This is a genomic window from Dactylosporangium darangshiense (genome assembly GCF_039537565.1).
GTDB classification, from domain to species: Bacteria; Actinomycetota; Actinomycetes; order Mycobacteriales; family Micromonosporaceae; genus Dactylosporangium; species Dactylosporangium darangshiense.
Map to the genome: position 1 here is coordinate 143,455 of NZ_BAABAT010000021.1, position 26,814 is coordinate 170,268.

Here is a 26,814-nt window from a genome sequence, read left to right on the forward strand (position 1 = left end):
GTGCTCGTTACTGCCTTGGTTTGGTGCTCGTTACTGCCTTGGTTTGGTGCTCGTTACTGCGGCAGCCAGAAGGTCGCCAGGCTGCTGGTGGCCGGGTCCTCGGAGCCCAGCAGCAGGCTCCACGGGTCGGCGCCGGACGGCACGTCGACGCCGGCGTAGTCGGCCAGGCCGCCCGGCTCCGCGCCGCCGTGCTCGGCCACGGCCGGGTCGTAGGCGGCGGACAGGCTGTGGTCGCCGCCGCCGAGGACGTCGGCGTCGCTCCACGGGAACCCGTCGACGGGCTCGGGCGGGTCGTCGAGGTGCAGCTCCTGCGGGAACTGCACCTCGTGCCAGGCGGGGTCGTCGGCGCCCGCGTGGACGTCGGGGTCGGCGCCGAACGCGGCCTCGTGCCCCGGCTGCTCCTCGTCGTCGCGGTGCAGGACGTCCTCGTGCTGCTGCCCGTCGTGCCCGTCGTCGTGGCCGGGGTCGCCGCCGCCGTCGTGGCCGGGGTCGTGGCCCGCGTCCTCGTCGTAGGGGCCGCCGTCGTGGCCGTCGGTGGATTCGTGCAGGGCCTGGTCGTACTCGGCCGTGGCGTGCTCGGTGCCCATCGGCTCCTCGAGGGAGTCGTCGCCGTGCTGGGCGTCGAGGTGCCCGCCGAGGTCGTGGTCCTCGACGCCGAACCCGCCGTGCAGGTCGTCGTGCCCGCCGTCGCCGAAGTCGGCGCCGTAGTCCTCGGAGAACTCCGAGTGCAGGTCGTGGCCCGCGTCGCCGCCGAGGTCCGCGGTGTCGGCGTCGTCGCCGCCCTCCGCCCAGTCCCAGTGCCCGTCCATCGAAACTCGACCCCCTACGCCTCGGCCGGCGCTTCGCCCGCGTCGCCAGGCGCGTTCGGGGTGAGCGCGCGGATGCGCACCAGCACCTCGTCGACCTGTTTGATGCGGGAGCGCAGGCCCTCTCGTTCGGTGTTCAGCACGGCCTTGCGCTTGGCGCGCTCGGCCTTGTCCTCGGCCAACGACTTGTCGATGTTCGCGATGTGGGCGTCGAGCTGCTTGAGCCGCCGCTCGATCGCCTCGTCGAGGGCGAGGGTCAGCGCGTACTGCAGGTCGGTGAACCGGTGCATGATCTCGTCGGACAGCGCGGCCCGGGCCTCGCCGAGGACCTCCCGCAGCCAGGTGCGGGCGGTGACCTTGTCGGCCATGCTCTTGCGCTTGAAGATCATGTAGGCGCCGGCGGCGAGGCCGAGGCCGACGCCGAGGACCGGGATGATGAGCGCACCGCCGGCCACGCCCGCGAGGGCGGCACCGCCGGCCATCATCGCGCCGCGGCCGGCCATCATGGCCATACCGGCCGAGGACATCACGACCATCGCGCCGTCGCCCTGCCCGCCGTCGCGGCGCGGCTTGGTGCCCAGGGCGTGACGCAGCCGGGCGTTGAGCCCGCGCAGCACGTGCTGCAGCTCGTTGGGGTGGAACACCTGGGCCAGGACCCGCTCGCCGACCTTGCGGAAGCGGAACTCCAGGTCGTGCGACAGCCGGACGCTCAGCGCGTACAGCGCCTTGTCCAGCTCGGCGGGCAGCTCGCTCATGTCGCTGCGCCCGCCCTTGTCGATCTTCTCCATGAACTGTTCCTGCAGCTGCGTGATGTAGTTACGCAGCCGCGTGGTGGCCTCGACCCGGGCCCGCTGGGTCTCCGTCGACAGCGCCAGGGACCACTGCCGCGACTCGGTGCGCTTGCGGGTGGCGACCTGGGCGCGCTCCTCCTTGGCCCGCTCGGCGTCGGCCGGGTCGGGGTCGGTGGCCTTCATCCGGTCGCCGAGCTCCTGGTCGACGCGGATGTACTCCGAACGCACCGAGCGCAGCACGTTGGCCTGCTGCAGCAGGTGGCCCTTGCTGGCCAGGTCGATGAGCGCGTGCTGCAGCTCGGCGATGCGCGACTCGCGGATCAGCTCGCCGGCCGACTCCTTCGGCATCTGCATCGCCAGCTCCGCCAGGCGGGCCGAGACCGGGAACCACGGCGCCGAGGCGAACCGCGGCGCGTGGGCCTGCAGCTGGCCCTTGTTGTCGGCGAGGATGGTGCGCCAGCCCGGGTACGCGTCGACCTTCGTCAGCGCGAACAGCACGAAGTTGACCTTCTTGCTGGCCTCGATGAGGAAGTTCATCTCCGGCTTGGAGAACGGCGAGGACGAGTCGACGACGAACAGCAGCGCGGTGGCCTTCTCCACGGCGTCCATGGCGACCTCGGCGTGCATCGAGTCCAGGCCGCCGGTGCCGGGGGTGTCGATGAGCGTCAGGTACTGCAGCAGCGGCGCCGAGTGGTGCACCTCGATGTGCCGCGGCGGGCGCATCCCGTCGGGCAGCCGGCCCAGCACGGTGCCCCAGTCGCGCAGGTCGCTCAGGCCGAGCGGGATCGGGTCCTCGCGGCCGGGGACGTAGGCGCGGGCGCCGTGCTGCGGGTTGTGCTTGAACTCCAGGTAGGAGGCGGTAGCCACGGCGGCGTCGACCGGCGACAGGCCGGGCACGCCCATGAGCATGTTCGTCAGGGAGCTCTTGCCGCGCTTGGTCTCGCCGACCACGACGATGCGGGGCCGCTGCACGTCGCGGCGCCGCTCGGTGTCGATGTCGGACGCCGCGTCCGGGTCGATCTTGCGCAGGTAGGCGAGGCTGCCGTCGACGCCGGCCTTGAGCAGCTTGCCCAGCGCCGCGGTCGGGTCGGCCGGCTTCTTCGCCGCCTGCTGCTGCCCGGCGGGTGGGTTGGACGTCGAGGTCATCGTGGCTGCTCTCTGCGCGGCTGCTGCGTCGTGTGCTGGTTGGTGTGCTGGTTGACCGGGTGCTGGCCGGTCTGGTGCGGCTGGACCGTCGGGTGGGCGCCGGTGGCGCCGCCGGCGCTGCGCCCGGCCTGGAACACGGTGACGATCGGGGCCCGCAGGACCCGGCCGTCGCGGTCGAGGTAGCCGGGGACCTCGACGCCGGAGATCTGCCCGCTCAGCGCCGGGTCGTTGGTCGGTGTGGTGCCGCCGGCCTCGTGGTGCGCCGGGTCGAACCGGACCCCGTTCGGTTCGAGGGTGGTGACGCCCGCCTCGTGCAGGGCGGCGCCGAGCCGGTCGCCGAGGGCCTTGCTGGTGACCCGGTCCCGCACGTAGATCGACGCCTGCACCAGCGCGCGCCGGTCGGCGTCGGCCTGGCCGCCGCCGCGTCCGGGCGGCGCGGACACCGGGGCGGCCGCCCCGGCGGGCCGGCGGGACGCCAGCAGCAACAGCAGCAGCAGCGCGGCACCGACGAACAGGGTGCCGACGAACGCGGTCAGCGCCGGCACGACGCCGAAGGACTGCCGCGACGTGCACGCCGCCGTCTTGACCGTCTGCGCCTGGTTCGCGGCGTTCGCGTCGGGCTGCTCGGGCGTGCCGGCCTTCGACGCGCCGGCCGTCGGGTTGGCCGCCGGCGGCGCGGCGACGGTCCCGCCGGGACAGTCGGGTGCGCCGCTGAGCAGGCCGGTCGCCGCGCCGGTGAGCACCGCGATGATCAGCGCGACGGCGACCGCGATGAGGCGCAGGCTGTTGGAGGACATTCTCGGCTCCTGGGGGTGGGGGCCTCGGCTGTTGGCTGGGCTGGAGATCGGTCGGTTAACGGGCATTGCCCTGCCCCCCGCCGCGGATGCGCTGGGACAGCAGGTAGAAACCGCGGTGCGCGACGAGCGCCACCCGCGACTGCGACGGCGACGCGCCGGCCACCGCGTAGGCGCGCCAGCGGGTCGCGGCGTCCAGCGCGGCCCGGACCATCTGGTCGCGGTCGGAGCCGGCCAGGTTGAGGATCCAGCCCGGGTCGTTGGACAGCGCCAGGCGGGTCAGCTCGCCCTCCATCTGGTCGGGCAGGTCCACGGCGCCGGTGGTGACCAGCTGCGCGACCTCCAGCAGCCGCAGCCGGTGCGACTCGGGCTGCTGCAGCACCCGCTCGATGGCGTCGCGCAGCAGCTCCCGGTCGTGGGGCCGCTCGGCGTGGCTGGCGATCTTCTCCAGGCTCGACAGCGCCCACCCGGCCTTGATCGCGTCGGTGCGCCACCGGAACGCGTGGTCGAGGGTCTGGCGCAGCCGCGGGAACCCGGACGCCTGGAACAGCATCCGGACGAGCTCGCCGGTGGCCAGGGTCGGCTTGCCGACCAGCTGGGCGATGGCGAAGCTGATGCCGTACAGGTCCAGCAGGCGCAGCAGCCGCTCCCGCGACTCGCGGGTCACCGGGCACTCGCGGCTGGTGAACAGGTCGACGGAGGCCAGCAGCACGGTCCGCTCACCCTGCGGCAGTGCGGCGAGCTGGCGCAGCGCCTCGCAGTCGGCGGCGGTGAGCCGGCCCGCCTCGGTCGTCTCGGCGAGCAGCCCCACCACAGGCACGACGTCGGAGACGACCCGGCGCAGCACCTTCGACTGGTCGTTGGCCAGCGGCGCGACGATCGGCCACGGGTCCTGCCCGCCGCCGGCGAGCTTGTCGACCTTGTTGAACAGGCCGAGGGAGTTGATCGGGTTGCTCGACAGCCGCGCCGAGATCGACCGGAACGCCTCCAGGGCCTGCACGTCGTCCTCGCGGACCGACTGCGTGAACACGTAGATGATCGCCTCGGCGCCGGACAGGGCCCCGGCGGAGTCGGAGTCGAGGTCGTCGTCGATCGGCGCCTCGGAGAACAGGAACCGGCGGGCCTGGTCGGACACGGACGTGTTGGCGCTGGACAGGCCGGGGGTGTCCACGACGGTCAGGTCGCGCAGGTGGTCGCTGGTGAGGGTGACGTCGACGTAGGCGACCTCGTGGCGGGCCACGCCGAGCCGCTGGGGGATCATGCCGGCCTCGTCCAGGGGGAGGCTGACCCGGGCGCCGTTGCGCTTGACCACGTCGACGCGGTCGGAGGTGCCGTAGCGGAACTGGGTGACGATGCGTGTGCACTCACCGACCTCGGTCGGCGCGACCCGCCGCCCGATGAGAGCGTTGACCAGGGTCGACTTGCCGGACTTGAGGCGGCCGGCGATCGCGACCCGCAGCGGTTCGCCGAGCCGCCGCCGCACGTCGATCACCTGGGCCTGTGCGGCGCCACCGAGACGGTTGCCGACCTCGGCGCACAGGTCGGCCACGCGGGAGCTCAGCGGTCCTGGAGCCACGGGGTCAGCTCCGCTTCGACGTCGCGCACAGACTGATCACCGACTGCGCGAGGCCGGTGGGTTCAGCCACAATGCCGACGTACCCTCGGGTGTCCAAGGGGTGGACCTCGCTCATTATTCGCTCCTGGGTGCAATCAGTACCGTCATGTCACGCACGTACGGCACACACATTACGAATATCCTGCGCGCGCAGGATCCCATGTTCGTGCCAGGAATGGAGGCGACCCGTGCCTGAGGCACCGACTGATGAGCCCGCCGCCGCCTCGGCGGCCGGGCCGGCGGTGGTCGGCCGGGCGAGCGTTCCTACCGCGGTGTGGCCGCCGCCCGACCTGATCGCCGCGGCGGTGGAAGCCCTGCACAACCCGGGTCTGGTGGTCATCGCCGGCGCTCCGGGCACGGGCCGCACGAGCGTGCTCAAGCGCCTCGGGGAGTCCTTCCGCGGCGCCGTGTTCTCCGGCGGCGCCCTGGCGATGCTGCGCGGCGTGCCGGCGCTGCCGCTGTCACGGGCGGTGCGGGTGCGACTGCCGTCACACGAGGCGCCACTGCTCGCCGAGGCCGTCCGTTCCCGCGTCCGTCACGGCCTGTTGCTCCTCGACGACCTGCAGTGGGCGGATCCGCTGACGATGGCCGCCCTCCCGGCCATCGCCGAACACTGTCGGATAGTTGTCACATTGCGGACACCGCACCGCCTACCGGGCGACGCCGAACGCGCGCTGCGCGCCGCCGCGACCGCATGGCTGTCGGTACCGCCGATGCCCGCCGACGCCGCCGCCGCCCTCGTGCGCCAGCTCGCACCGTCCGCGCCCGCCGCCGTCGTCGCCGACCTCGTGCGCCGCGCCGGCGGCGTGCCCCTCGCCGTCGTCACCCTCGCCAAGCACGTCGCGCAGGGCGGGGGACTCGGCGAAGGCCTCGACAAGGGCCTCGCCTACGCCGTCGCCGGGGCCCTCGCCGACCTCACCCGCCCCGCCCGCACCGCCATGGCCGCCCTGGGCCTGCTCGGCCGGCCCGTCACCGCCACCGTCCTCGGCGAGGGCCTCGCCGAGCTCGTCGAGGCCGGCCTCGTCGAGCTCACCGACGGCGTCGCCGCGCCCGTCTCCCCATACACCGCCGAGGTCGCCGCCGGCCTGCTCGAGGCGCCGGAACGGGCCGCGCTGCACCGCCGCCTCGCCACCCTCGTCCCGCCCCGCGAGGCCGCCCGGCACCTCGCCGCCGCCGGCTCCGCCGCCGAGGCCTACCAGGTCGCCGTCGCCGCGGCCGCGGCCGCCGAGTCCTCCGGCGACCGCGCCGAACTGCTGCTGCTCGCCTGCGGCCTGCCCGGCGTCGACGTCGAGCCCGAGGTCCGCGTCGCCGCCGCCCGCGCCGCCCTGGCCGCCGGCCGCCCCGGCTCCTGCCTCACCGTCCTCGACCCGAACTTGTACGGCGGCGCCGTCGACCCGGTCGCCGCCGTCCTGCGCGGCGAAGCCCTGCTGCAGCAGGGCAACCCGGTCGCCGCCGCGGCCGCCGTCACCGACGTGCCCGACGACGCCCCCGCCGAGGTCGTCGGCGCCCGCGACCGCATCCGGCTGCTGTCCATGCTCACCACCGACCCCGGCGGCGCACTCACCCGCGCCGAGGAGCTCCTCAAAATCCACGGCGACGCGCCCGCCCACCCCGGCCTGCGCGCCGCGATCGCCGCCGTGCGGGCCGGCACCCGCCAGCCCGGCTGGGAGTACGGCCTCGCCTCCGCCGCATCCTCGGCCGGGCAGGCCGGTGACGCCCTCGCCGCCCGCTGGTCGGCGTGGCTGCTCGTGGAGACCCTGACCGCCGACGCCCGCCTCGCCGAGGCCGCACAGGCCGCCGCCGCGGCCGCCGCCGCCTGCGCCGGCGACCTCGCCTACAGCTGGCAGACCCGGTTCCTGGCCGCGCAACTGTGGTGCGACGCCCTGCGCGGCGACGAGATCGACGAGGTCGTCCGCCGCGCCGGCGACCTCGCCGACCGGACCCTGCCCGCCCTGGCCCGCGGCTACGCCGTCGCCGCCGCCAGCCTCGCCGAGGCCGACGGCGGACTGCTCGCCCCCGCCCGCGCCCGCCTCGAAGCCCTCCAGAACCGCCCCGCCTCCACCGGCCCCGTCCTGGACTGGGTCTCCCGCGAGGCGGCCTGGCTCGACGGCCGCCCCGACCAGGCCTACTCGGTGTCGCAGGACGGCGCCTCCCCGCTCGTCGACGGCCTGCGCCGCATCACCGCACGCTGGGCCGCCCACGACGCCGGCGTCTCCGCCGCCCCCGGCGACGACGAGGCCCCCCTCGCCCCCGTGCGGGCCACCCTCGAGGCGTGGAAGGCACCCGTCCGCTTCGCCGAGGCCGCCGCCGCCTGGCACGAGCTCGCCCGCCGCGAAGAGGTCCGCTGCCTGCTCGCCCAGGGCATCCTCGAAGACGGCGCCGAACAGGCCGTGCCGCCGCTGCTGCAGGCCGAACGCCTCGCCGAGGAGGCCGGCCTCGTCGTGCTGCTGGGCCGGGCCCGCCGCGCCCTGCGCCGCCACTCGATCCGCCGCGACACCCGCGGCCGCCGCGCCGGCGACGAGCTCACCGACCGCGAACGCGACGTGCTGCGCCTCGTCGCCAACGGCGAGCCCACCAGACGCATCGCCGGCCAGCTCGGCATCTCCCGCGAAACCGTCGAAACCCACATCCGCTCCGGCATGCGCAAGCTCGGCGCCCGCACCCGCACTGAGGCCGCCGCCCTCGCAATCGAGGAACTTGGATGAGTAAGGCAGTGCTCTTGTGCCGGACGGCACCTTCATCGCATGGTGGGCGCATGTCATCACCGATGGGCCGCTGATGGCGGGGGATCCCACACTCGCACCGCGGTACGTCGTGGCGACCGGCGCCGAGGCCACCGCGGTCCTGCGCCGCCTCGCCCGGGCCGGCTGGACGACCCGGGAAGGCTTCGCCCTCACCGACCAGGCCTGGGACGTCTCCGACGCCCGCCTGGCCCTCTTCGGCCGCGTCGCCGACGCCGACACCGCCGAGCTCGCCCTCCTCGCCGCCGCCCGCGGCGCCGGCATCGTCGCCATCAGCGACGCCGCCGCCGAGATCGGCCGGGCACTGCTGGCCGACCTGGGCCGCATCGGCCCCGTCACCACCGACCCGGACGCCGACCTCGGCACCGCACCGGCCGAGGACGCCGGCGGCCCCGTCCTCGCCCCCGAACAGCGCGCCCTGCTCGAACGCCTCGCCGGCGGCGAGACCATCGCGGCCGCCGCGGCCGCCGAGTTCCTCTCCCTGCGCACCGCGAACCGCCGCATCGCCGAGGCCCGCGAGGTCCTGGGCGTCCGCACCACCCGCGAGGCCGTCCTCGCCTACCTCCGCATGCGCCGCGAGGGCGCCTGACCCCTCCGCACGTCCCCGGCACTGGCCTCCAGCGTTGACCTCGGCCAGCCGTGGCCGATCGCCGCGCCCGCGCTCAGGCGGACGCCGGATCACGGCGGACGGGCGGGCGTCAGGCGCTGGGACGGTGGCGGCGCTGCACGCTCAACGGCCGCACCGGGTCGATGTAGCGGGGGAGCCGCGGCTCGTCGACCCGCAACGACCGCAGCTCCTCGGTGATCGCATCGATGATCCGGTCGGTGGCCCGCTGCGCCGCACCCGGCACGCCGGCATCGATCCCGGACAGGTCGACCTGCCGGCCGAAGTGCACCCGCACCACGGGCCGGCGCACCAACGCCCGGCACAGGGCCCGCACCGTCGGCCCGAACCCGCCCCACGCCGCCACCTCGTGCGCACCCCACTGCGCCACGGCCACGACGGGCGCCCCGGTCGCGAGCGCCACCCGGGCCATCCCGGTCTTGCCCCGCTCCGGCCACATCCCCGGGTCGAGGGTGATGCGCCCCTCCGGGTACCCGAGCACGTGCGACCCCACCGCGAGCGCCGCCGCCACGTCGTCGACGGCCAGGGCGACGTCCGCCTGCCGCCGGTTGATGCGGATGTGCCCGGCGGCCCGCATCGCCGCCCCGACGACCGGCGCCCGGAACAGCCCACCGGTCGCCATCAGCCGCGGCGCGAGCCGGATCACCCGGCAGGCGGCCGTGATCGCGATCGGGTCGAACGGCCCGATGTGGTTCACGGCCAGGATGATCGGCCCGTTACGCAGGTCCGCCGGCACGTCCCCGGTGACCCGCAGCCGCGCCACCGGCATGACCACCAAACGGGCAACACCGAGCAACACCCGCCACATCCGCGGCACCCGCCACGCCACCACGCCCCGCGAACCGGCGCTCACGACCGCCGCGCCATCGCCTTCGGCGGCGCCGGCCGCATCGCCTGGCAGGGACAGCGGCGCGGACGTGGGGGAGCCGTCATCATGCGGGACGACGGCCGCCGCGATCACGGCATCGGCCGGATCGTCGGGCACGGACAGCGGCGCGGACGCCGGGATCGATGTGGTCGGCGACGCGGGGGACGGGGCCGAAGGGAAGAGGCCGTCATCCGGGACTGCGGCCGTCACCGGGATTTCACGGATCGAATCGACCGGTGCGGCGAGGACCGCGTCCCCGGGCGGCCTGACCCGCGGCGCGTGTCCATGGCTGTCGGCCACGGTGGTGGTCGCGTCGTCGCCGTGCAACCGGTCCGGCTCCCCGTCGCTCACGTACTGTTTCCCGTCCTGGCCTGCCGCGGGCGCCCGAGACGGGTCGGGGCCACCTGGCCCCGCCCGGACCGGCGCCGAGTCGTGTCTGCCGGCGCGCACGGAGCGCACCGGTTTCCGGCCGGCCCCTGTGAGCCGACCATGGAACGGTAGCGCCACAACCCCGCGGCGCAACCGTCCCGACGACACCTATTTACCTACCCCGACCAACCGCGCTCGCCACCGGGTCACCGTCGCGCCACCGGCCGCGGCTGGCCCGGTCGACGTCACGTCCGCCGACAAGCGCCGCGCTCGCACCGCGGGCGGCGCGGGGCGGCGCGGCTGTCTGGCGCAGCAGGGCGAGATCGGCCACCCGGTCGAGATCGCGGCTGCCTGGCGCGCGGCTGCATCGCCTGCCGCGCGCCCGATCGACCGCATGGCGGCGAAACCCGCGCGGCGGCGCTCCGGACCACTCGGCCTCGCCCGCGGCCACCGAGGGCGCACCAGTCGGCGATGCCTATAGCGGCACGCGGGGGACGAGATGTGCCGAGCGGCGACAGCACTCGGCCGTCACGCAGGGCGCCGGCGATCCGCATTGCGGGTTGCGTCGGCCACTCGGCGGCCGCCACGCAAGGCGCCGGTGACCGCATTCCACGTTCCGGCGCCCACTCGATGGCCTCCGCGCGAGCCGTCGGTCGCCGCGCCCAGCGGTCTTGCGGCCGCCCGGCCTCGCGGAGGCCGCCGAGCGGGCGCGGCCACGCAGAGCGCCGGTGACCCGCGTTCCGCGTTTCGGCGGCCTCCGCGCGAACCGGTGGCCTCCGCGCGAACCGGTGGCCTCCGCACGAACCGGCGGTGACCGAGCCCAGCGGCCCAGCGGCCTCGCGGCTACTCGGCCTCGCGGAGCTCCGCCAGCCGCGCCTCGATCTCGGCCAGCTCCGCCCGCAGCCGCTCCGCCTGGTGCTCGGCCTCCGCGCGGGCCGCCGCCACGATCTCCTCGACGGCCTCGTGCACGCCCGGCACGTCCAGCATCGCGACCATCTTCAGCGCCTCGCCGGCCTTGATGACATACGGCTTCGCCAAGGCCTTCGCGCCCTGGTTCGCGGCCACCGTCCACTCACCGTCGGCGTAGGACAGCGTGACCGTCAGGCCGGCCGGGGTCTTCGCCTTCGGGGCGGCCTTCTTCGCCGGCGGGCGGCTCGACGAGCGGGACTCACCCGCGTCGGGCTTCGCGGCCGGGTCGGCCGGCGCCGCGGTGTCGGCTGCCGGCGGTGCAGGCGTTGCCGGGGGAGCGGCGGGGGACGCGGCGGCGGGGGAGTCGGGTGTTTCCGCGGAGTCGGTGGGCTCGGCGGTGACGGAAGGGGCTGGCACGGGGCTCTCCTCACGAGGTGCTGGAACGGCGGGTGCGCGCTTCGCCGGCGCAGCCTTCGGCGCGATCGCCAGGTCGGCAGGGGAGAAGGGCAGCTCGTCGCGGCCGAACCGGACCACGACCCATTCGTCGGACAGCTCCGGGTCCGTCAGCGCGACGACCTGGCCCAACTGCCCGGCGATCTGCCCGGCCTGCTCGGTGAACACGACCTTCGGTTTCCGGCCGGCCGCGAGGGTGTCCCGGATCTGCTCCAGATCCACCGTCGACAAGCCCTTGGCCGCGGTCCGTGCGGCAACCATCGCACCCTCCAACCCGCTCAATCGAACATGTGTCGGAACAGTCATACCAGCCACCTATGACATTTCCGAGTGCGACACACCGTACGTTGTCGTCTCCACGCCTGAAGGCGGGGGATTCCCGCGGCTGCGCGGCGTTCATGCCGCGGACCTCACGGGTGGTTGGCGCTTCGCGGACCGGCCGATGCCGAGGCCTCCACGCCCGGTGACCGGCAGCCGGGCGTCGCGACGCATTCCGATCAGGGCAGCTCGTCGATCTCCGCCTGCGGGTCCAGCGTGCGCAGCATCGCCGCACGGTCCGTGACGATCGCCCAGCCCGGTCGCGCCTGCGCCCGGCGGACCACGTGCGCCGCCGCGACCAGCGCCGGCCCGCCCTCGCCGCCGAACAGCGCACCGCTGTCGACCGCGTCTGCGGCGGTCAGGTCGTCGACGACCACGACCGGCAGGGCGAGCAGCACCTTGAGCACGTCGTAGTCCTTCGGCGACGTCTGCGCCCACGCCTCGGCCAGCGCCGCCGCCGGCACAGCCAGGACGACGCCCTGGTCCACGGCGTGCCACACGATCGCCGACGAGTACGGCTTGCCCGCCACGAACCCCAGGATCGCCGAACTGTCCAGGATTCGTCCCCCGACCGCGGTCACGACACCGGCCCGCTGGCCGGCGCCACCCCCAGCACCTCGCGCGCCCACGCGTGGTGCTCCGGGGCCAGCCGCACGCCGCGCTGCGCGTACAGCTCGTTCAGCGTCAGCAGGGCCCGGTCCCGGGCCAGCCGCCCACGCACCGCCTCGGCCACGTACGCCGAAACCGACTCCGCCCCGCCGGCGTCCACGAACCGCCGCACCGCTGCGGCGTCATCGGCGGGCATCGTCACCGTCACCCGTTCCTTGCGCACCTCACGCATACGCACAGGGTAGCGGCCGCATACGCCGCTCACATAGCGTCGTGTCACCCGGCCGGGCGAAGTTCGTGCCCACCTGCGTCGATCCGGCCCCGACGTCCGAAGATCGGCAACCCTACGTGACCAGCTTCTCCACCCAGCGGCGCTGCTCGTCGACGTCCGGGACCGGCACGCCCCGCGCCGCCGCCAGGTCCGCCCACACCGTGCCGGGGCTGCCGCCGGCCCGGACGAGGATCGCCGCGGCGACCATCGCGGAGCGGCCTATGCCGAACCGGCAGTGGACCGCCACGTGGCCGCCGGCGGCGTGGCAGGAGCTCAGCTCGTGCAGTACCGTCGCCGCGAAATCCGCGCCGGGAACACCGCGGTCCGGGATCGGCGCGTGCAGGAAACGCAGCCCGGCCGCCGCGGCCAGCGACGGCTCGCCGGCAAGCCCGGTCTCGGCGACCTCCGCGGGCGTCAGCAGGCTGACGAGGATGTCGACGCCGCGCCCGGCGAGGCGGGCCAGGTCGTCGGCGAGCCAGTCACCGGGACGCGGCTTCGCCATGATGCTGACCCGGCCCGGGCCGGGCTCAGTCACCGAGTACAACATGTTCGATAATGTACATTATGTCAACCAAGATAGGATCGGGACGTGAAGGTCGTGCTGTACCCGCAGACCCGGATCGGCCTGGCCCGCGACAGTCTCGACGGGCTGTCCGTCGGCGACGCGTACGGTGCGCAGCACTTCACCCGGCCCGAGCTGCGCACGCCGCCGTGGCCGTGGACCGACGACACACAGATGGCCGCGGTCCTCGTCGCGCACCTGTCCGAACATGTTCCCGTCGATCAGGACCTCCTTGCCGTGCAGTGGGCGGCCGCGTGTGAACCGGACCGCGGCTACGGTGTCGGCGCCTACCTGACGTTGCAGGCGATCGCCGCCGGCACCCCGTGGCGCGACGCCGCCGCGTCCGGGTTCGGCGGGCAGGGCTCCTACGGCAACGGCGCCGCCATGCGCGTGGCACCCCTGGGCGCCTACCACGCCGGCGACCCGCACGCCGCCGCCCGCGAAGCGGCCCGGCAGGCGGTCCTCACCCACGCCCACCCGGAGGGTGTCGCCGGCGCTGTCGCCGTCGCTGTCGCCGCGTCCGCGGCCGCGCACGCCCGCCTGTCCGGGCAGCGGCCCGACCTGCTCGCGGTCGCGCTCGAGCACACCGGCCCGGACACGACGGTGTGGCGGCTGCTGCGCCGGGCCCGCCGCATCCGCAACCCCGCCGAGGCCGCCCGGGTGCTCGGCACCGGGGTGCGGGTCACCGCACAGGACACGGTGCCGTTCGCGGTGTGGGTCGCCGACCGGTTCCTCGACGACTTCGAGGGCGCTGTCGAGGCGTGCTGCGCGGCCGGCGGTGACGTCGACACGACCGCGGCGATCGTGGGCGGGATCGTGGCCGCGCACAACCCCGCGCTGCCGGATGCGTGGCTGCGCAACCGCGAACCCCTCCCCTAGCTTGGCATGCTGGAGCGATGGAAAGCAGAACAGCGCGGCTGACCGACGCCGTCGAGTACGACTACACCGCCACCGCCGGCGGGCACGTGTGGACGGCGGGCGCCTGCCCCCTGGATGCCTCCGGTGCCGTCGTCGCGCCGGGCGACCTGGCCGCACAGACCCGCCGGACCCTCGACAACCTCGAAGCGGCCCTCACCGGCGCCGGAGCGGGCCTGGGCGACGTGGTGAAGACCACCATCTATGTCGCCACCGCCGACCGGGCCGACCTCGGCACGGTCTGGGACCTGTACCGCGACCGCCTCGCACCGCACCGCCCGCCCAGCACCCTGCTCGGCGTCACCGTCCTGGGCTGGCCGGGCCAGCTGGTGGAGGTGGAGGCGGTCGCCTATATCGCCGGCCGGTAGAAGAACGTGCGGCGGCGGGCGATCAGCCCGCCCCGGAACTCGTACCAGTCGGCGAAGATCTCGTTCAGCGGCACCCCGGCGTGGGACATGCCGTCGAAGCGTCCCCAGCAGAACCCCTGCTCGCCGGCGGCCATGCACCGGTCGACGTGGTGCCGGCCGGCGGAGACGATGCACCGGCGGCGGTAGAAGCCGACGAACTGCTCGACGCCCTCGATCGGCGGGCAGCCGGGCCGGTGGTAGACGACGTCCTCGGTCACCAGCCCCGCAAGGCCCGCCCAGTCCCGCCGGTCGATCACGGTCAGCAGGTCGGCTATCAACCCCGGCTCGTCGCCCATGTTCCTATGACACGCGGCCGGCCGCGGCCGGTCAACGCCCTGCCGGTCGATGTTTACACCCGGAAACGGGACCGTAACCGGGCGCGGGCGGGCGCAGACTGGAACGGTGGTGTGCGCCGGTCGTCGGCGTGCCGGCGCCCGCCACCTAGACTCGCCGGGTGGATGCACCCGACGTCGGGCAGACCCTGCAGGCGCTGCGCGCGCACCGGCCGGACCTCGTCGCCGATTTCTCCGCGGCGGTACCGCATGCCAGAGCCGCCGTCCTCACCCGCCTCTGGGGCGCGCTGTGGCGCGAACGGATCGTCGGCACCGCCCGGCTCGGCGGCGCGGCCCCGCCGCTGTTCGGCCCGCTCGTCCCGACGGTCGTCGCCGACGGCGTGCAGTACGACGACCCGGGCGTCCTCGCCGCCGCGCTCGGCCTGCACGAGCGGCTGCGGGTCGAGCTCGACAACAGCGTCGCGAACCTCGCCCTGGCCATGACCGCCCCGCCGTCGCCCGGCGACACCCTCGCCGACGCCGAGCAGTCCATCGTGGACGGTCACCCGCTGCACCCGTGCTGCCGCACCCGGATCGGCATGTCGACCCTCGAGGTCCTCGCCTACGCGCCGGAACACCACCCCGTCGTGCGGTTGCGGCTCGTCGACGTCGAACCCGACCGGTGGCGCACCGCCGGGACGCCGATGCCGCCGCGGCTGCCGGTCCACCCGTGGCAGCTGCCCCGCGCCCTGGCCTCCGGCCTCGTCACCGACACCGGCATCGACATCCCGGCCCGGCCGCTGATGTCGCTGCGGACCCTGGAGGTCGGCGGCGGGGACTGGGCGGGCCTGCACGTGAAGACGGCGGTCGAGGTGCAGATGACCAGCGCCGTGCGCACCCTGTCCGCCCCGGCGATCCACAACGGGCCGCTCGCGTCGGAGCTGGTGGCGGCGCTGTCCCGCGGTACACCCGGAATCCATGTGCTGCGGGAACGCTCCGCCGGCACGGTGCTGTCGCGCGACGGCGAGCCGCAGCGTTCGCTCGGCGCCGTCTGGCGCGACGCGCCCCCCGCCTCGGCGCGGGTCGTGCCCCTGGCGCTGCTGCCGCACCGGCCGGACCTGCTGACCCCGGCGTGTTTCACGGCGCTGGTGGAGCTGATGCTGCCGCCGCTGCTGGGGCTGCTGCGCCTCGGCGTGGCCCTGGAGGCGCACGGCCAGAACACCCTCGTCGAGCTCGACCCCGCCGGCCGTCCGGTGCGCCTGTACTACCGCGACCTCGGCGGCATCCACGTGCACCCGGGCCGGCTCGCCGCCGCCGGGCACGAGATGCCGCCGCTGACCGGGGCGCTGCCGACCGGCGACGACGACGCGCTGCGCACGAAGCTGCTCGCGTCCGCGTTCGCGACCGTGCTGTCGAGCCTGGTCGCGGCGCTCGGCGACGAGCGGCTGTGGGACCACGTCGCCGCCGTCGCCCGCCGCCACGCCGGGCCTGCCGACCTGGCCGCGGTGTTCGCCGACACGTGGCCGGTGAAGGCGACGACGGCGATGCGGCTGGCCGCGGACCCGCTCACCGACCGGTGGTGCCCGGTGCCGAACCCGCTGCGGTGACCGCCGCGATCTCGGCGATCACGACCGGCCACAGCGGCCGCGGCGGGACCTCGTGCCCGAGGCCGGGCAGGGGCACGTGGCGGGCGCCGGGGATCGCGGCGGCGAGGGCCCGGCCGTGTGCGGGCGGGAACAGCGGGTCGTCGGTGCCGTGCAGCACGACCGTGGGTGCGGTGATGTCTTCGGTACGTCCCGTGACCGGACGGCCGTCGTCGAGGATCCAGTGGTTCGTCTGGGCGGCGGCCATGTCGGTGGTCCGGTCGAAGACCCGCCGCACCAGGTCCCGGATGTCGTCGGGGTCGGCGGTCACGGTACCCGCATACAGCGCCACGTCGGCGGTGACGCGCTCGACGGCGGCGTCGCGGTCGTGCCAGTCCGGTGGCGGCGTGGCGAACGACGCCCGGACCCGCGGCGCGGCCGGCGGCAGCCCGGCGGGCCCGCCTGCGGCGAACGTGGTCGCGATGAGGGTCAGTGACGCGACCCGGTCGGGGTGTTCGATCGCGACCCGCTGAGCGATGGCGCCGCCCATCGACACCCCGGCCAGGTGCAGGCGCCCGGCGGCGAGGGTGAGCACGTCGTCGGCGAGGTCCGCCGACGTGTAGCCGGGCCGGCCGGCGGGGCTGGCCGGGGACTGTCCGGTGTCGCGGTGGTCGTAGCGCACGACGGGCCGCCCGGCCCGGGCGGCGAGGGCCAGGCAGAAGTCGGGATGCCACCAGTCCATCGACGACGATGCCCCGCCGATCAGGACGATCGGCGGGGCATCGGGCGTTTCGGGCGGAGCGTACGTTTCGCTGCACAGCATGCAGCTCGTTGTACTACACCCGGCCGAAGATCGCCGTCAGGAGTACCTCGTTGATGTCGAACGCGGTCTTCGACGTGTACAGGGTGCCGCCGGAGACGCGGGAGATGTCCTGCAGGGCGGCGAAGTCGGCGTCGTTGCCGTAGCCGACGGTGACGATCGGGACCTTCTTGTCGCTGCCGGCGTTCGCCTGCAGCTTGCCGCGCAGCTGGTCGAGGTTGAGCCCGCCGGTCGGGTCGTCGTTCTTGCCGTCGGTCATGAGCACGACGAGGTTCGTCGCGCCGGGCTTGTACGCGTCGACGACGGCCTGCTGGGCCGCGGCGGCGGTGTCGTACAGGCCGGTGTCGCCGATGGCGGTGAGCTTGTCGATCGCGCCGAGCATCTGGTCGCGGCGCGGCTTGCCGGCGACGGCGTCGCCGACCCGGCCGACGGGGACGAGCTGCTTGTAGTCGGTGTTGCCGGCCTGCCGTGACGAGAACACCCACAGGCCGGCGTCGACGTCGGCGTCGAACAGGGCGACGGCGGCGTGCGCGGCGTCCTTCGCCAGCTGCATGCGGGTCTTGCCGGTGCCAGGGACCTGCTCGGCCATCGAGCCGGACACGTCGAGGACGAGCAGCACGTTTGTCGGGCGGGTCAGCGCCGTCCACGTGTCCATCGACTGCTTCACCGACTCGGGCAGCAGCACGGCCCGGGGCACGGTCTTGATCCGGGCGGAGAACGACGCGTTGCCCGACAGTGCGGAGCCGCCGACCCGGTTCGGGTCGCGGAACCCGGCGTCGAGGAACACCTTGCGTCCGTCCGGGCCGCGGACGTAGGCGAGGAACGCCTTGGCGACGTCCTGCTTGTCCTTCTTCGCCCACGGCGCTTCGAGGATCAGGTACGGGTTGTCGGCGTCGGCGCTGCCGTTGGACGGGTACACCGCGACCAGCGGGGTGTGCGGGTTGGCCTTGTTGTAGGTCAGGACGTCCTGCTCGAGGGCGGGGAACGCCGACACGTACTGCAGGCCCTGCTCCGCGCCCTGCTTGTCGGCGGCGCCGAGGCCGGACAGCAGCTGGGCGGTGGTGTCGGTGTAGACGGCGCGTTCCTGCTTGAGCTTGGCGAGGGTCGCCTGCTCGTCGGCGGTGACCTCGCCGTCGTCGTTGCCGTCCAGGATCGCCATCAGCGCCAGCAGCCCGGCGGTGGACTGCAGCGGGTCGCTCATCCCGAACTTGAACTTGCCCCAGTCGGGCTTGTTGTACTTCGCCCAGCCCTGCGGGTCCGCCGCCACCTTGTTGATCATGTCTTGCCAGGAGATCTCGCCGTCGGGCCAGCCCAGCGCCTCGGCCATCGGCTTCGGCATGGCCAGGACGGACGGGGTCCGGGCGAGGCTGGGCTGCAGGTCGGGCATCATCCGCTCCGCGATCGCCGCGGTCGAGGCCCGCCGCACCCAGGCGGTGGAGTCCGGCACCCACACGTCGGGCGCGGTACCGGTCTTGCTGTCCCATTCGGTGCCGAGCGCCTGGGCCATGACGGCGGTGTCGCGGGCCGTCACGCTCACGTGGGCGCACTGCCCGGCGACGGCCGGGCCGGTGCCGGACCACTTCGTCGCCAGCCCCTCCAGGAGCGTGGCGGTCGCCGGTGAGGCGACGATGTTCGCGGTGATGGAGCCGGAACAGGAGCTCTTGACCAGCTTCGTGGCGGCGTAGGCCCCGCCGGCGCCGACGAGCACGACGACGAGCCCGCCGATGATCCACGGGGTGAACCGAAAGCGGCGCTGAGCTGGGCTGCGGCGGTGTGACCGCACGTCTGCCCTGTCGGCCGGGTGGGCCATGGGTGTGCCTCCGGGGGTGGGAAGTCGGCATAGTTTAGGCCCTCGTCAAGAGGGGTTCACGCCGCCCCGACGTAGCCTTTGCCCCGTGACGATCCGACCGATCCGGGTTTTGGGCGATCCGGTACTGCGAACCCCCGCCGAGCCAGTGACCTCGTTCGATGCCGAGCTGCGGGCGCTGGTCCGTGACCTGCTCGACACCCTCACCGGCGAGCCCGGCCGCGCCGGCGTCGCCGCACCGCAGATCGGCGTCAGCGCCCGGGTGTTCGTCTACGGCGCCGGCGGCGTGACCGGCCATCTCGTCAACCCGCGGATCACCGCCCGCTCCGGCGCCCAGGACGGCGACGAGGGCTGCCTGTCGATCCCGGGCCTTTCGTACCCGACGCCGCGGGCGTGGCAGGTGACCGCGGAAGGCCTCGACGAGCACGGCGAACCCGCAACCGTCACCGGCACGGGCCTGCTCGCGCGGGCGCTGCAGCACGAGACCGACCACCTCGACGGTGTCCTCTACGTCGACCGGCTCACCGGCGACGCCCGCCGGCAGGCGCTGCGCACGGTCCGGGCGACGTTCAGCCCGTCGCGCCCGGGTCGAGCACGGTGAACGCGGGATGCTCGAGCTTGAGGAAGTCGTGGTGGGCGACCTCCCAGCCGTAGGCGCCGGTCCGCGCGTACAGCAGCACGTCACCGGCCCGTAGCCGCTGCACGGGTTCGTCACGGGACAGCACGTCGCGGGGGTTGCACTGCTCCCCCGCGACCGTCACCCGCGCGTCGCGGACCTCGGGCCGTTCAAACCCGTACGGCCAGTCGTCGACGGGCAGGACCGTGAACGGATGGCTGTACCCCCACGACGCCGGCAGCCGGAAGTGGTGGGTGCCGCCGCGCACGACGGCGAACCAGGTGCCGTGGCTGCGTTTGACGTCGACGACCTCGGTCGCGTACCAGCCGGCCTCCGCGGCGACGAACCGCCCCGGTTCGACGATCAGCCGCCCCGGCGTGATCTTCCTCTCGATCTTGAGCGCGGCGAGGTCGAACCCGGCCGCGCCGGTGACGTCGACACCGAACCCGCCGCCGACGTTCACCCACGGATCCGCCACCCCGAGCGGCCCCTGCTGCCGTTGCGCCCACGCGATGCAGTCGTCGATGTACGCCCCGTGCGCGGCCGCGTCGAGATTGTTCGACACGGCATGCAGATGGAACCCGAGCACCTCGTGCCCGCCGCGTCGCGCTGTGTGGACGGCCCGCTCGAGGTCGTCCTCGGCGAGCCCGAACTGGGTCGCCGCCCCCGTCATGCGATGCGTCCCTGGCAGCGCCGCATGCTCCCGGTTGACCCGCAGGCAGATCCTCGCCCCGGCCGGCAGCCTGCGCAGCTCGTGCAGGCTCTCCACGTTGATGACCGCTCCCCCGGCCACCGCGGCCCGCAGCCCTTCGTCGCTCTTGGCGGGCCCGCTGAACAGCACCAGCTTGCCCGTCGCCGTTCCCAGCCCGCCCGCCGCCGCTTGCAGCTCGTCTGTCGCCGCTCGCAGTTCGTCGGTTGCCGCTTGCAGCTCGCCGGTCGAGGCGACCTCGAGCCCGTCGGCGGCGTCGAGGGCGGCCCGGACCACCGCCGGGTGACCGTTGGCCTTCATCGCATACGCGATCCGCGTCCCCTCCGGCAGCGCCGCCCGCAGCGCGGCGACACGCTCCCTGACTACGGCGAGGTCGTAGATGTAGGCGGGCCGCGGCCCCTGCAGGGCCGCCCGGATCACACGTGGGGCAGGTGACACCGCACTCCGTTCAGGTGCTGCGGCCGCGCGCAGTAGGCTCACCGCGTGCGCCTCATCGACGCCCGCGACCCGATCGCGTTGTGGCAGTACGCGGAACGGTATCTCGGAGTCGGGACCCGCACGTACAGCCCCTATGCCGCGGACCTCGACATCGCCGACGTGTACCACCCGCAGCGGGGCGCGGCGAGTTTCGAGATCCCGACCTTCCGCATCCCGGCCGGCCACGGCGAGTACCGCCGCGCCGTCCCGGCCAGCCCGCTGCACGAGCTCTACGCGGCGGGCGACGGCTTCCTGCTGCCCGTCCACCCGAACGCCCTGGACAGCCCCGACCTGCACGCCGCCGCCGCGCTGCGCCGCCACGCCCCCGGCCCGACGCTGACCGTCGTCCCGTCCGCCAACGCCCGCACCGTCTTCGTCGTCGCCGCCGACGGCCACCCGGTCGAGCCGCACTTCGTGAAACTGCACTACCCGCGCCGCCTGTCCCGTTTCACCCGCCGCCTGCGCCGCCCGGTGATCGAGCTGCAGCTGTGGGTGTCCAACGACCTGACCCGCGTCGGCACCCCGATCCTGCCGGAGGTCGGCGGCGCCTGGTTCGACCCCGACGGCACCCTCGCCGAGGAGGCGTGGGGCTTCCTGGTCCGCCAGGCCCGCCCGCTGCACGACGCACCCGCCTGGACCGTCCCCCTGTTCGCCCTGTACGGCCACGACCTGCACTCCCCCGACGACCCGCCGCTGCTGCAGCAGCTCGTCGAGTCCTCCCCGGACGACCCGGCCACGTACGTGGCAACCCGCATCATCACCCCGATGGTCGCCCTCTGGTCCGCAACCGCCCGCGCGACCGGCTGCCCCCTGGAAACCCACGGCCAGAACACCCTGTTCACCTTCGACACCACGACAAACCGGACAAAGGTCGTGTACCGCGACTGCGCGATCTACGTCGACAGCACCCTGCGCGACGCCGCCGGCCTGCCCGGCGACCTCCCCCCGGCCAACGTCATCCCACGCGACGTCCCCCTCGCCGCCGACGAGGTGTTCAGCCTCACGTACGACAGCTTCATGGGCCACCACGCCCTGTCGTACATCGCCGACCTGGCCGCCACGACCTGGGGCGTACCCCCCGCCACCCTGCACGAGGCCGCCCGCGCAGCGTTCACCGCCCCCGACCTGCTCCCACCGACGATCTTCTATTACGACAACGTCCTGTACGACAACGGCGACTGGAAACTCGTCGACACCGGCCAACACCCCGTCTGGCGCTGACCTGGGCTCGCGGGCCTTCCAACGCGCGCTCCGTCGCGGGGTGGGTACGGGGTCGGTCTTGGGCTCGCGTACAGCACGGGAAGCGCCCTGCGGTGCCCCGCTGGCGGGCAGGCGCGTCGGTCGCCCGGTGTGCCGGGCGCGCGGGTACGCGGCGGGGCGCAGTAGGGTCGTACCGGTGATCGTCGTGCACGGCCTGGTGACCCCGGACGGAAGGCTCGCCTGCTGGGCCGAGACCACCGACGCACCAATCCTCCGCGCGACTACGACTACGACTGCCGCCGCACTGTCGGTGCCGCGCGCCCGGGACGACACCCCGTCGAGGCATCCGTTCGCCGTACTCCCGCCGCTGCCCGGCACGGTCGCCACGGCGGACCTGCTCCTCCCGTCGACGCAGACCCGCCCGGCCGCATCCCCTGAACTGTCCGAGCACCTGCCGAAGACGCCGGGCGCCCGCCAGCCCCAGCCTCGCCGTCAGACGACGTGGACGGTTCCGATCGTGGTGCTCCCGCCCGCAACGGACCCCGAGGCCCTCCTCTCCACCGCCCCGGACGTACGCCCGGGCTCCTCCATCGGCTACCTGTCCGACGTGACCATGTTCGCCACGTCGCTGGTGGACCGCGGTCGCGTCCTGCCCACCCTCGTCACCGAATCGCCACCCCCGCTACCTGCTGTCCCCTCGCCGGAAGCCCGTACGACGGAAACTGCCGCAGCCCGACCCGCCCGTCCGACCTCGGACACGCTCGAGGTCCAGGCCGACGCGAACATCACCGCGGCCGCAACCGGCCAGGCCGCCGGTTCGGACGCCGCCGCCGCGACCGCGGAGGGCCGGTCCGCCGGTTTAGACACGGCCGTGGTCGTGTCCGCGGCCGCACCCGCAACCACGGATCGTGCGGCGGCCGCACCCGCGGCCGCGGGTCGTGCGCCCAGCGGCGTCACGGCGAGTCGTGCGGCCGACGTCCTGACGGCGGGACCGGCCGCGCGGTGGCGCCCGGCACTGTGGGGCGCCGACGCCGCGACGTTCGAGTCCCTTTGCCGCGCGATGCCCGGCGTGGCCGCCGCGGCAACGCAGCGCTCCCGCGAGGAGACAACCACCGCCGCGGTGAACACGACGGTCGACGCCCTGGTCCGTGCCCGCCTGCGCTACCACCCCCTGCTCTCGGAAGGACAGGTCCGCCACGACACCGTCGTACGTTCCTGGCTCGCCGCCCTCACCGCCCCCGACGCCCGCCTCCGCACCGCCCCCGCCCCCATCGAGCCCTCGGCCATCACGTGGCCCACCCCGCGCATTGCCGCCGAACCGTCCGCCACCGAGCCCTCGGCCCGCGCCCCAGCCGATCCCTCGACCGAGCCGGCACCCGACGCCGACTTCGCACCACGGCTCGGACCAGCGCCAGAGAACGCGCTCGGGACGCACTCCGGGTCGGCGTCAGCAGGCGAGTTCGGGCCACCCGATGGCCGAGCGCCGTCAGGCGACGAGCCGATGCCCGGCGCCGCGGCCGCGCGTGCGGGTGCGGCTGAGCAGGCGCCTGGCGGCGCGGTGGCAGCGGGCGTGGCCTCGCGGGCGATCGCCGAAGGGCCCGAGGTGGCGCGCCTGCGGGAGATCGTCGAGCGGTGGGCGGACAGCGGGCGGCCCGCGGCCGTGCGCACCTGCTTCCGCCTTTCCTTCGTCGAGGACCCCGACGAGCCCGACGACACCGACATCGACATCGACATGGACCCGCACCGGCCCGCCGGCATCGACGCGCAGGATGCGGCGGGACCCGAGCGCCTCGATCCCGGGACCGACGCCGGCCGGGACGACACACCCGGCGACGGCACCGACCGCGGCCGCGACGGCCAGGGTCCCCGGGCGACCGACGGCACCCGCAGCAGCACCGACCGCGGCCGGGACGGCCAGGGCCCCCGGTTGACCGACGGCGCCAGCAGCGGCGCGGAGCACGGCCGGGGCGGCTCGAGTGGCCGGTGGAGCGACGGCACGGACGGCGCCGGGGAAGCCTCGAGCGGCCGATGGACCGGCGGCGACGGCGTTGGTGCGGAGCGTGGCCTCGGCGGCCGGGACCGTCGAGAGGACGACGGCGACGGCGGGCATTGGCTGGTGGAGTTCCTGCTGCAGCCCGCCGAGGAGCCGGGGCTGCTCGTGCCGGCCGAGCAGGTGTGGCGGGACAAGGCGTCGCCGCTGTTTCGGTGGGTGGACTATCCGCAGGACGTGCTCCTGGCGGATCTGGGGCGGGCGAGCCGGCTGTGGCCGGACCTCGACGACGCGCTGCGCACGCCGCGGCCGGAGGTGCTGCGACTGGACACGGCCGGCGCCTACCGGTTTCTGCAGCATGCGACGCTGCTGCACGACGCCGGGTTCGGGGTGCTGCTGCCCGCGCAGTGGCAGCGGCAGCAGGACCTGGGGCTGACGCTGACGGTGCGGGCGCGGCAGCCGGCGGCGCCGGTGCTGCGGGACACGACCGCGAACCGTGATGCGATCTTCGCCTACCGGTGGGGGCTCGCCATCGGCGACGAGTTCCTCAGCAAGGCCGACCTGACGGCCCTGGCCAGGGCGAAGGTGCCGCTGGTGCGGCTGCGCGGCCGCTGGGTGCACCTGGACCGGGACCGGCTCGCGGCCGGCCTGGCGTTCCTGCGCCGCGGCGGCACCGGCGAGATGACCGCCGGTGAGGCGATCCGGCTGACCCGGCTCGTCCCCGACGGGGACCTGCCGCTGCCGGTCGTCGGCGTCGACGGCTCCGGGTGGCTCGCCGACCTGCTCACCGGCCGGGCCGTGGAACGTCTCGAACTGCTCGACCCGCCGGCGTCGCTGACCGCGACGCTGCGCCCCTATCAACGGCGGGGCCTGTCGTGGCTGGCGTTCCTGGACTCCCTCGGCGTCGGCGCGCTCCTCGCCGACGACATGGGACTGGGCAAGACGGTGCAGCTTCTCGCGCTGGAGGCGCTGGCCCGCGAACGCGGCCCACGCCCGCCGACGCTGATCGTGTGCCCGCTGTCGGTGCTGGGCAACTGGCGCCGCGAGATCGCCCGCTTCACCCCCGGCCTGACCGTCGCCGTCCACCACGGCAGCGCCCGGCCGGGCCGCGGCGGCACCGGCGACCCGGCCGGGCTCGCCGACGCCGACCTGGTCCTCACCACCTACCAGGTCGCGACCCGCGACGTCGACACTCTCGCCGCGATCACCTGGGACCGGGTCGTGCTCGACGAGGCACAGCACGTCAAGAACGCCGCCGGGGTCACCGCGCGGGCGGTGCGGCGCCTGCCCGCCCGGCACCGGGTCGCGCTGACCGGCACCCCGGTGGAGAACCGGCTCACCGAACTGTGGTCGATCGCCGACTTCCTCAACCCGGGCCTGCTCGGCGAGGCCAGCATCTTCCGCGCCCGCTACTCGGTGCCGATCGAACGCTGGTCCGACGCCGACGCGGCCCGCCGGCTGCGCCGCGTGACCCGCCCGTTCCTGCTGCGGCGGGTCAAGACGGACCGGGCCGTGATCGCCGACCTGCCGGAGAAGTTCGAGCGCCGCCAGTGGTGCAACCTGACCCTGGAACAGGCGACCCTCTATAAGGCCGTCGTCAACGAGCTGTTCATCCGGCTGCGGGAGGGCCGCGCCGGCCCGCAACGCAAAGGCCTCGTCCTGTCGGCGATGACGAAACTCAAGCAGGTGTGCAACCATCCGGCGCACCTGATGGGCGACGGCACCCCGCTGCCCGGCCGCTCCGGCAAGCTCGCCCGGCTCGAGGAGATCCTGACCGCCGCCCTGGAGGCCGGCGACCGGGCGCTGGTGTTCACCCAGTTCGCCCGCTTCGGCCACCTGCTCGTCCCGCACCTGGCGCAGCGGCTCGCCACGCCGGTGGAGTTCCTGCACGGCGGTACACCCAAAGGCGCCCGCGACCGGATGGTCGAACGCTTCCAGAGCGGCGACGGCGCCGGCGTGCTGCTGGTGTCGCTCAAGGCCGGCGGCACGGGCCTGAACCTGACCGCCGCGAACCACGTCGTGCACATCGACCGGTGGTGGAACCCCGCCGCGGAGGCCCAGGCCACCGACCGGGCCTTCCGCATCGGGCAGCGCCGCGACGTGCAGGTCCACACGTTCGTGTGCATCGGCACGATCGAGGAACGCGTCGAGCACATCATGGCCAGCAAACGCGGCCTGGCCGGCGTCGCCGTCGGCAGCGGCGAGGGCTGGCTCACCGGCCTGTCCACCGACGACCTGCTCGAGCTGATGTCGCTGTCGCCGGAGGCGGTCGAAGATGCCTGAACGCAGCTGGTCGCACCAGTTCATCGTCATGCTGGAATCGTTGCGGATGGGTACGACATTTTCGCAGGGCCGCCGCTACGCCCGCTCCGGGCAGGTACGGTCCGTGACGGTGTCGACGAGTATCGTGACGGCGCTGGTCGTCGACGACGACGGCGAGACGTACCGGGCTAGGATCGGCGTCAAGGCGTTCACCGCCGCCGACTGGGCCCGCATCGAACGCGCCCTGGCCGGCGAGGCCATCCACGCCGCGAAACTCCTCGCCGGGCACCTGCCCGACGACCTCGACACCATCCTCGCCGGGTTCGGCCTGTCGCTGTTCCCGCAGACCCTGTCCGACATCGTCCTGGACTGCTCCTGCCCCGGCTGGCACAAACCGTGCCGGCACCTGACCGCCGCCTGCTACGTCCTCGCCGAAGAGTTCGACGCCGACCCGTTCGCCATCCTCGCCTGGCGCGGCCGCGACCGCGACGAGCTGCTGCACGCCCTACGGGCCCACCGCGTCTCCGCCCTGGGCCACATCGCCCGCCACCAGCACACATCCCCACCCGAAACCCCAAAACCAAGCACCGGATTCGGTACCTTCTGGGCTTGCGGCCCCCGCATCACCCCACCGGAGGCGTCGGTGCCCGGGTCCGTCCACCGCGCCGACGCGATCCTCGAACAACTCGACCCGCTCCCGCTCACCGCCGGCCGGTTCGACGTCACCGACCTGCTCCGTGGCGCATACCACACCCTCACCGACAGCGACCCCGGGTTGCCACAGCGCCATCCCGCCCGGTAGCTTCGGACACAGCGGCACAACGACGCCGCCGTCAGGGCCGAGAGGCGCTGCGACGGACCCGGCACTTCGCCACTTTT

Annotated in this window: 22 protein-coding genes; 9 read left to right on the plus strand and 13 right to left on the minus strand. The window is 74.3% G+C overall.

Going from position 1 to position 26,814, the window contains the following annotated elements; translation table 11 throughout:
• Positions 1-53: 53 nt before the first annotated feature.
• Genes ABD901_RS32630 through ABD901_RS32645 form a run of 4 tightly spaced genes read right to left on the minus strand, consistent with a single transcriptional unit; the run spans position 54 to position 5,113 of the window.
• A complete protein-coding gene (locus ABD901_RS32630; RefSeq protein ID WP_345132628.1) occupies positions 54-809 on the minus strand; it encodes a hypothetical protein in 756 nt (251 codons plus the stop codon).
• 14 nt (positions 810-823) lie between these two features.
• Complete coding sequence (locus ABD901_RS32635) at positions 824-2,743, minus strand: dynamin family protein (RefSeq protein WP_345132630.1); 1,920 nt, start codon at positions 2,741-2,743, stop codon at positions 824-826.
• Positions 2,740-3,540, minus strand: coding sequence for a nucleotide exchange factor GrpE (grpE, locus tag ABD901_RS32640; RefSeq protein WP_345132632.1), 801 nt, complete (start codon positions 3,538-3,540; stop codon positions 2,740-2,742). Before grpE ends, ABD901_RS32635 begins: the two co-directional genes overlap by 4 nt.
• Positions 3,541-3,595: 55 nt before the next feature.
• Positions 3,596-5,113, minus strand: a complete 1,518-nt coding sequence (locus ABD901_RS32645; protein WP_345132634.1) for a dynamin family protein — start codon at positions 5,111-5,113, stop codon at positions 3,596-3,598.
• A 227-nt stretch (positions 5,114-5,340) separates the two neighbouring features.
• Here ABD901_RS32645 and ABD901_RS32650 point away from each other — a divergent pair, with 227 nt between their 5' ends.
• Together ABD901_RS32650 and ABD901_RS32655 are read left to right on the plus strand one after the other, a co-directional pair.
• Complete coding sequence (locus tag ABD901_RS32650; RefSeq protein WP_345132636.1) at positions 5,341-7,857, plus strand: helix-turn-helix transcriptional regulator; 2,517 nt, start codon at positions 5,341-5,343, stop codon at positions 7,855-7,857.
• 16 nt (positions 7,858-7,873) lie between these two features.
• Positions 7,874-8,482, plus strand: coding sequence for a LuxR family transcriptional regulator (locus ABD901_RS32655; protein WP_345132638.1), 609 nt, complete (start codon positions 7,874-7,876; stop codon positions 8,480-8,482).
• Between the two features lie 109 nt (positions 8,483-8,591).
• Here the strand turns inward: ABD901_RS32655 and ABD901_RS32660 are convergent, their stop codons facing one another.
• The 5 genes from ABD901_RS32660 to ABD901_RS32680 form a co-directional block, all read right to left on the minus strand.
• Complete coding sequence (locus ABD901_RS32660; protein WP_345132723.1) at positions 8,592-9,326, minus strand: lysophospholipid acyltransferase family protein; 735 nt, start codon at positions 9,324-9,326, stop codon at positions 8,592-8,594.
• Positions 9,327-10,598: 1,272 nt separating this feature from the next.
• A complete protein-coding gene (locus ABD901_RS32665; RefSeq protein ID WP_345132640.1) occupies positions 10,599-11,378 on the minus strand; it encodes a hypothetical protein in 780 nt (259 codons plus the stop codon).
• 236 nt (positions 11,379-11,614) lie between these two features.
• Positions 11,615-12,016, minus strand: coding sequence for a hypothetical protein (locus tag ABD901_RS32670; protein WP_345132642.1), 402 nt, complete (start codon positions 12,014-12,016; stop codon positions 11,615-11,617).
• On the minus strand, positions 12,013-12,276 hold the full coding sequence (locus tag ABD901_RS32675) for a ribbon-helix-helix domain-containing protein (protein WP_345132644.1): 264 nt from the start codon (positions 12,274-12,276) through the stop codon (positions 12,013-12,015). Before ABD901_RS32675 ends, ABD901_RS32670 begins: the two co-directional genes overlap by 4 nt.
• A gap of 112 nt (positions 12,277-12,388) precedes the next feature.
• A complete protein-coding gene (locus tag ABD901_RS32680; RefSeq protein ID WP_345132646.1) occupies positions 12,389-12,862 on the minus strand; it encodes a phosphatase domain-containing putative toxin in 474 nt (157 codons plus the stop codon).
• 42 nt (positions 12,863-12,904) lie between these two features.
• Here ABD901_RS32680 and ABD901_RS32685 point away from each other — a divergent pair, with 42 nt between their 5' ends.
• Positions 12,905-13,756: an ADP-ribosylglycohydrolase family protein gene (locus ABD901_RS32685; RefSeq protein WP_345132648.1), complete on the plus strand. Its 852-nt coding sequence runs from the start codon at positions 12,905-12,907 to the stop codon at positions 13,754-13,756.
• 17 nt (positions 13,757-13,773) lie between these two features.
• Entirely contained in the window at positions 13,774-14,160 is a 387-nt protein-coding gene (locus tag ABD901_RS32690) for a RidA family protein (protein ID WP_345132650.1), read from the plus strand.
• Here the strand turns inward: ABD901_RS32690 and ABD901_RS32695 are convergent.
• The gene (locus ABD901_RS32695) at positions 14,142-14,495 is read right to left on the minus strand and encodes a nuclear transport factor 2 family protein (RefSeq protein WP_345132652.1); all 354 of its coding nucleotides are present in this window, start codon (positions 14,493-14,495) and stop codon (positions 14,142-14,144) included. The two genes, ABD901_RS32690 and ABD901_RS32695, sit on opposite strands and share 19 nt — an antisense overlap.
• Positions 14,496-14,653: 158 nt before the next feature.
• Between ABD901_RS32695 and ABD901_RS32700 the strand changes: the two genes are divergently transcribed.
• Positions 14,654-16,078, plus strand: coding sequence for an IucA/IucC family protein (locus ABD901_RS32700; RefSeq protein ID WP_345132654.1), 1,425 nt, complete (start codon positions 14,654-14,656; stop codon positions 16,076-16,078).
• Here the strand turns inward: ABD901_RS32700 and ABD901_RS32705 are convergent.
• Together ABD901_RS32705 and ABD901_RS32710 are read right to left on the minus strand one after the other, a co-directional pair.
• Positions 16,038-16,877, minus strand: a complete 840-nt coding sequence (locus tag ABD901_RS32705; protein WP_345132656.1) for an alpha/beta fold hydrolase — start codon at positions 16,875-16,877, stop codon at positions 16,038-16,040. The genes ABD901_RS32700 and ABD901_RS32705 overlap by 41 nt on opposite strands.
• Before the next feature lie 13 nt (positions 16,878-16,890).
• Positions 16,891-18,657, minus strand: coding sequence for a substrate-binding and VWA domain-containing protein (locus ABD901_RS32710; RefSeq protein WP_345132658.1), 1,767 nt, complete (start codon positions 18,655-18,657; stop codon positions 16,891-16,893).
• 112 nt (positions 18,658-18,769) lie between these two features.
• On the opposite strand from ABD901_RS32710, the gene def reads away from it, so the two are divergent.
• On the plus strand, positions 18,770-19,282 hold the full coding sequence (gene def, locus ABD901_RS32715) for a peptide deformylase (protein ID WP_345132660.1): 513 nt from the start codon (positions 18,770-18,772) through the stop codon (positions 19,280-19,282).
• Here the strand turns inward: def and ABD901_RS32720 are convergent.
• The gene (locus ABD901_RS32720) at positions 19,251-20,444 is read right to left on the minus strand and encodes an alanine racemase (protein WP_345132663.1); all 1,194 of its coding nucleotides are present in this window, start codon (positions 20,442-20,444) and stop codon (positions 19,251-19,253) included. The genes def and ABD901_RS32720 overlap by 32 nt on opposite strands.
• A gap of 45 nt (positions 20,445-20,489) precedes the next feature.
• On the opposite strand from ABD901_RS32720, the gene ABD901_RS32725 reads away from it, so the two are divergent.
• The 3 genes from ABD901_RS32725 to ABD901_RS32735 all read left to right on the plus strand — a co-directional run bounded on the left by ABD901_RS32725 (position 20,490) and on the right by ABD901_RS32735 (position 26,737).
• Positions 20,490-21,704, plus strand: coding sequence for a hypothetical protein (locus tag ABD901_RS32725; RefSeq protein WP_345132665.1), 1,215 nt, complete (start codon positions 20,490-20,492; stop codon positions 21,702-21,704).
• Positions 21,705-21,879: 175 nt separating this feature from the next.
• Positions 21,880-25,956, plus strand: coding sequence for an SNF2-related protein (locus ABD901_RS32730; protein WP_345132667.1), 4,077 nt, complete (start codon positions 21,880-21,882; stop codon positions 25,954-25,956).
• Entirely contained in the window at positions 25,949-26,737 is a 789-nt protein-coding gene (locus tag ABD901_RS32735) for an SWIM zinc finger family protein (protein ID WP_345132669.1), read from the plus strand. The genes ABD901_RS32730 and ABD901_RS32735 overlap by 8 nt, the downstream gene beginning before the upstream one ends.
• Positions 26,738-26,814 lie beyond the last annotated feature (77 nt).

Bases quoted from the DNA above. Each gene is read 5' to 3' on its own strand.
- ABD901_RS32665 (WP_345132640.1), bottom strand. From the start codon at position 11,378: ATGGTTGCCGCACGGACCGCGGCCAAGGGCTTGTCGACGGTGGATCTG.
- grpE (WP_345132632.1), bottom strand. From the start codon at position 3,540: ATGTCCTCCAACAGCCTGCGCCTCATCGCGGTCGCCGTCGCGCTGATC.
- ABD901_RS32675 (WP_345132644.1), bottom strand. From the start codon at position 12,276: ATGCGTGAGGTGCGCAAGGAACGGGTGACGGTGACGATGCCCGCCGAT.
- ABD901_RS32630 (WP_345132628.1), bottom strand. From the start codon at position 809: ATGGACGGGCACTGGGACTGGGCGGAGGGCGGCGACGACGCCGACACC.
- ABD901_RS32690 (WP_345132650.1), top strand. From the start codon at position 13,774: ATGGAAAGCAGAACAGCGCGGCTGACCGACGCCGTCGAGTACGACTAC.
- ABD901_RS32735 (WP_345132669.1), top strand. From the start codon at position 25,949: ATGCCTGAACGCAGCTGGTCGCACCAGTTCATCGTCATGCTGGAATCG.
- ABD901_RS32695 (WP_345132652.1), bottom strand. From the start codon at position 14,495: ATGGGCGACGAGCCGGGGTTGATAGCCGACCTGCTGACCGTGATCGAC.
- ABD901_RS32635 (WP_345132630.1), bottom strand. From the start codon at position 2,743: ATGACCTCGACGTCCAACCCACCCGCCGGGCAGCAGCAGGCGGCGAAG.
- ABD901_RS32680 (WP_345132646.1), bottom strand. From the start codon at position 12,862: ATGTTGTACTCGGTGACTGAGCCCGGCCCGGGCCGGGTCAGCATCATG.
- ABD901_RS32705 (WP_345132656.1), bottom strand. From the start codon at position 16,877: ATGCTGTGCAGCGAAACGTACGCTCCGCCCGAAACGCCCGATGCCCCG.
- ABD901_RS32660 (WP_345132723.1), bottom strand. From the start codon at position 9,326: ATGTGGCGGGTGTTGCTCGGTGTTGCCCGTTTGGTGGTCATGCCGGTG.